This is a genomic window from Actinoplanes sp. URMC 104 (assembly GCF_051386375.1).
Taxonomy (GTDB): Bacteria; Actinomycetota; Actinomycetes; order Mycobacteriales; family Micromonosporaceae; genus Actinoplanes.
This window is the reverse complement of record NZ_JBPQTO010000009.1, coordinates 1-4,464: the sequence shown is the minus strand read 5'-3', so window position 1 is coordinate 4,464 and position 4,464 is coordinate 1. Positions and strand designations below refer to the sequence as shown.

Sequence of the window (4,464 nt, the reverse complement as noted above, 5' to 3'; positions counted from 1 at the left end):
TAGGCGCCTTCGGCGGGAGTCTCACGATGACCGGGCGGCTTCCTCGTACGCTGCGAGCAGGGCACGAAGCAACTCATCGCTGATAACCGTGACGATGGTGCCCCGCCCGATCGGTGCGCCACCCGCCGCCTCCACCGCGGTGATACTGCCCGGCGCTCGAGTCTCGAACACCGATCGCCACAGCTGGATGGCTGCTTTGCCGTCCGCTCGGCAGTACAGCGACGCGAGCCCGGAGCCTTGCGGCAGCAGCCGCGGATTCAGGACGACGTCGCCGTTCTTGCCGAAGTAGGTGCCCACCTGGGCCAGGCCGCCGTCGCGGATTTGCTCGGCGAACGCCACCATCTTGTTCAGCACGGGCCGGTGCTCAGCGGGCAGCTGCTCGACCCGTTCACGGAACGCATCGAGGCCGTAGACGTACTGTCCGGCCTGCGGTTGCGACCCGCCCGATGTGTCGTCACGCTCGTCATCGGCGGTGACCGGGCGCTGCGGCTCGACCCGCTGCGGTACGACGATCCGCCGGCCGCCGACCTCGTAGGAGGAGACGGTGATGAGGTCGATGACCAGGTCGTGGGTCATCGCTTCGAGGTATCCGGCCACCCGTACCAGCTCGAGCGGCGCCTGGTCGAGTACGAGTACCAGCCGGAACGCGCCGCTGCGCAGCGCAGAACGCAGCTGCGCGGTGAACTCGGTGTCGTCGATAGTCTCGTCCTGGACGCTGTCCCATACGCGTGCCGCCAACGGCTGCCCGCCGAGGTGCTTGCCCAGCACCACCGTCTCGAACTGCTGGACGCTGGTGCCGTGCAGAGCGGCCGCGTAGGCGAGGATCTGCGCGATGACGGCCCGCCGCGACTCCGCGTTCTGGCTCAGTTTCACCTCGATCAGCACGGGCACGCCGGTCGACTCGATACCGAGCACGTCAAGGTAGCCGCTGCCGAGGCGCACCTCCCGGCCGAGCACTACAACGCGTGGCGTGCCACTCAACGGCAGCAGATCCGGCGCTTGAGCCACCAGGTCCTGCAGCGTTTTCTCATCGGGGAAGCCGGTGGGGTTGAGCAGTTGCCAGCCGCCGGGGTTCTCGGAGTAAATCGCCGTCACGCCGGGAGACCCTACCGGCCGGCCATCGCGATGTGGCGAAACAACGACAGTGAGCGGGCATGGACGGATTCGGCGCTACTAGGGTCCTGCCACGGCCGAGGTTCGGCATCAGCGACGGCGACGCCGTAGCAGGCGTGGAGCACGGCCGCCGCTGACATGGCGCCGCTGCCGACCTCAACAAAGGCTCTGGCGTCGGCGGACCGCTCCCAAAGAACAGCACGAATCGCAAACCGCCGCCCGGCTGGCACCAGTGTAAGCAGCCCGCAGCACCGACCTGCGGCCATGCTGTCGATCACCCGCGCGGCGTCGGTGGCTGACGCGCCGAGGGCCACGCCCAGCGTCGCGGGGAGTAGCACACGCGACCCGGGGCGAGTCACCCCTCGATCTTCATGTCAGCCGGGCAGGTGCAGAGCTAGCCGCGCTTGCTCGAGCTCGTCTAGCCAGGTTCCGAGTCGGCTGCGGCGGCAACCCGGGACGCCACCGCCCGACCTCTGGGCGGAAACAGGCGCAACAGGATGCGGTTCGATACGCGGACGGCCGGTGCAGTGCGGGAGCTCCATGCAGGGCGCGCGTTGGGAAATCTCAGCGTTCGGGGGAGCGGACCACGGCTCCCGGAAGGGCGCAGGTCTTGATGACCTGCACTTGGGCCGGTGGATCTGCGGCTGGCTTGGTCGCGGTGGTGTCGCGGGCGCGGTCTGCGAGCCCGTCGACCAGTGTGTCCAACAGGGCCCGCAGCTGCTCGTCGGCGGCAGCCGCGGCCACTGGCCGCAAATCGCGCTCCTGCAACGCGAAGTACTCGCGGAGGATTCCATTCTTCTCGGGCGCAGAGAAACTGTCCGGGTCGGTCTGAACGGCGAGGTAGTCGCGCACCAGCGGCTCGCTGTCATTCATTGCCGTCGTGTTCATCCAGTAGACGAATGCCGCGCATGTTTCCTGCCGGTCGGCTGTCCGGGCGGCTGGATCAGGAGGCGTCGTGCCTACTGCTCCGATCGGCCTCGTCGATGCTGAGGTGGTACCTCGGCCAGGGGTGACCTCGGCCGAGTTTGCACAGCCCCCTGGCTTCGTTCGCGAGTTCGGGCACCACATGTTCGCAACTTTCGGCGCCGCTTTGCGGGGACTGCGCGCCGCGATGTTCGTGAGAACCGGCACCGCTTCCGGATCTTGGCTGCCAGTTGGCGCCGACGGTCCCTCGCGGGCTCGCTCACGCTGCGTGCAAGCGATCATGAAGCAACTCGGAGCTCGGATACGCGGATCTGAGCCGCGGTCCTTGAGCAATGAAACAAGGAGCCGAGAACAGTGCGCCCCGCTCGGCGCCAGTCACCCAGCATCCTCGGCAACGGCCGTTGATCAGGCCCAGAAAGTGACGACGACAGTCAGGACGAATCCCGCTGTCGAACCGCACGCCAACGCGCCGGCCAGCGTTCTCCCGCGGCCCCAGAGAGCCAGCAAACCACACGTGACCAGCGACCAGAACAAGACGCCCACGGAGGCCAGGATCCCGAGTTGCGACTGAGTTTCAGCACCGCGGCCGGACAGGCCTCGGCTTTGAAGTAGTAGCAAGGCCGCCAGGACGACCTGGGGTAGAGATCCGAGCAGGGTGAACACCCACCACCGGCGAGGCCCCTTGGCGACGGCGCTCCCGGTCGCAGCCCGTGAACGACCGACCATGATCCCAGCCTAGGCAGACGAGACCTTCCAGGCGTCCTCTTCTGCCGGCAACGTCACCGTGCGTGAACGGCGCGTCGGCCGATGACACATGATCGGGTCGTCGTTGAGCGGGTGACTCCCGAACTGGCGGACAACGAGATAGGTGAGACCGCGGTGGTGCCCAAACTCAGCGACATCCGGTGCCGAAACTCGCGAACAAATCCAGCCCCCCGAGGCGGCGACAACGAGCGACACCGAAGCAGCCGTCAGCCTCATCCGCATGTGCGCTCCGGTTGTCGAGCAGAATCTGTGCGCGGCAGCGTAACAACGTCCCCGGCCTCGCATCGGATCGGCGTCCACCATCAGATGGCGCCCGCCCGCATCGGAGCGCCAGGGCCGGGGCGGGCGCCCGGACGACGGCGGATCGCTTGGGGAGAACCCCACGAGTAAGAGCCGCCGCGGGGCCTGCCTCGTGTAGGCGGGGGCGTGATGAGGCCGCGTATGTGCAGCCGTCTCGTGCAGTTCGGCGACGGTCCGAGGTTCCGCCGAACCTTGGTCGAAGAGGAAGGCCGGCTGCGTGATCGGCCAAGCAGTGCCGGTTGGCGGAGAAGCCGGAGTCCGCCGCGTCGCTGAACGTTGGATCGCTGAGTCGGCGACAGAATCCCGTCAGCTGTCGTAGTCCAGCTTCTCGTTGGTGGGCACGTGCGACGGGTAGCCGGCGTCGCGTAGCTCCTGCTCGGTCAGCGGCGCGAAGTCGAACTCCGGTACCTCCGGCCGGTGGTTGAGTGCCGAACCGGTGTCCGCGGCCGGCGGGGTCTCGGCGCCCGCGCCGGAAAAGTCGGGAGCAGCCGGTGGCGCCGAAGGCAGCTGGGCCAGGTGGGCGTGCAGCCGGGCAAGCCGTATCCGCACGTCGAGGATCCGCCAGTCAGACTCGGCAACCGGCGACCCCTCCTGGTCGACGACCATCTCGTATAGCTCGTCGGCGTCGCCGGCCAGTGCCTCGGCGCGGGCGCGGTGCTCATCAGGCGTCATGCCCTGAGTGAACCGTCTGGATGCGCCACCGGTCCAGACCGGCGGGCGCGCCGGGGTGGGCGGCGGTGACTTAGGCTCCGGGCGTGGCCGACGACGAAGCATTACGCCTTGGCCGGCGGTACGAGACGCCCGCCTGCAGCGCGGCTGGACCCACGCGCAACTCGCCGAAGCGTCCGGGGTGTCGGTGCCCAGCATCAACCGGTGCGAGAACGCGAAGACCGTCACCGGCCTGCCCGTGGCTCGCGCCTCGTCCGAGCCCTCGTCCTCGACCTGCGGCACCTGCCCGTGCTGCTTGGCTACGTCACCGCCGAAGAGATGGGCGTGCCAGCCCAGCCGCCACGGGTGCACAGGACGATCGTCGACGAAGTGGTGATGCTGCTCGAGGGCGTTCCTTGGGCCGTTGCCCGGGAGTACCTGGCGTTCCTGCAATTCCGTATCGCCCAAACGCGGCACGACTGACTAGCACGACGAACGCTACCGATCAGCCAGGCGCCAGCGTGTTACCGATGATGCGCCTGGCCGCCCACAGAGACGCCGTGCTCGCCGCCATCGCGGCGATCCCGAACCCCGTCATCGCGACGACCAGCGGGGTGCGGACCTCCAGCGCGAACGGAACGATGATTGCTACAGCAGCAACGGTAAGCCACGCCAGGCGCCACACCCGCTCGAATCGTCTGCGTGCCGCACGGA

The 4,464-nt window shown here is 68.1% G+C and carries 5 protein-coding genes and 1 pseudogene; 2 read left to right on the top strand and 4 right to left on the bottom strand.

Annotated elements, in window-relative coordinates; all coding sequences use genetic code 11:
- Positions 1–21: 21 nt before the first annotated feature.
- The 3 genes from ACSNN8_RS25330 to ACSNN8_RS25320 form a co-directional block, all read right to left on the bottom strand.
- Positions 22–1,095 carry a hypothetical protein gene (locus ACSNN8_RS25330; RefSeq protein WP_436652042.1) on the bottom strand — a complete coding sequence of 358 codons (1,074 nt, stop codon included), beginning with the start codon at positions 1,093–1,095 and terminating at the stop codon, positions 22–24.
- A 582-nt stretch (positions 1,096–1,677) separates the two neighbouring features.
- A complete protein-coding gene (locus ACSNN8_RS25325) occupies positions 1,678–2,001 on the bottom strand; it encodes a hypothetical protein (RefSeq protein WP_436652041.1) in 324 nt (107 codons plus the stop codon).
- A 1,407-nt stretch (positions 2,002–3,408) separates the two neighbouring features.
- Positions 3,409–3,774 (bottom strand): hypothetical protein, encoded by a 366-nt coding sequence (locus tag ACSNN8_RS25320; RefSeq protein ID WP_436652040.1) that lies wholly within the window; start codon positions 3,772–3,774, stop codon positions 3,409–3,411.
- A gap of 7 nt (positions 3,775–3,781) precedes the next feature.
- On the opposite strand from ACSNN8_RS25320, the pseudogene ACSNN8_RS25315 reads away from it, so the two are divergent.
- Both ACSNN8_RS25315 and ACSNN8_RS25310 read left to right on the top strand, forming a co-directional pair.
- Positions 3,782–3,961: pseudogene (locus ACSNN8_RS25315) on the top strand (hypothetical protein); the annotation flags it as partial.
- Between the two features lie 14 nt (positions 3,962–3,975).
- Positions 3,976–4,233: a hypothetical protein gene (locus ACSNN8_RS25310; protein WP_436652043.1), complete on the top strand. Its 258-nt coding sequence runs from the start codon at positions 3,976–3,978 to the stop codon at positions 4,231–4,233.
- 22 nt (positions 4,234–4,255) lie between these two features.
- Here ACSNN8_RS25310 and ACSNN8_RS25305 read toward each other — a convergent pair.
- Positions 4,256–4,464: hypothetical protein (locus tag ACSNN8_RS25305; RefSeq protein WP_436652039.1), on the bottom strand; the 209-nt coding region annotated here is incomplete at its 5' end.

Bases quoted from the DNA above. Each gene is read 5' to 3' on its own strand.
- ACSNN8_RS25325 (WP_436652041.1), bottom strand. From the start codon at position 2,001: ATGAACACGACGGCAATGAATGACAGCGAGCCGCTGGTGCGCGACTAC.
- ACSNN8_RS25320 (WP_436652040.1), bottom strand. From the start codon at position 3,774: ATGACGCCTGATGAGCACCGCGCCCGCGCCGAGGCACTGGCCGGCGAC.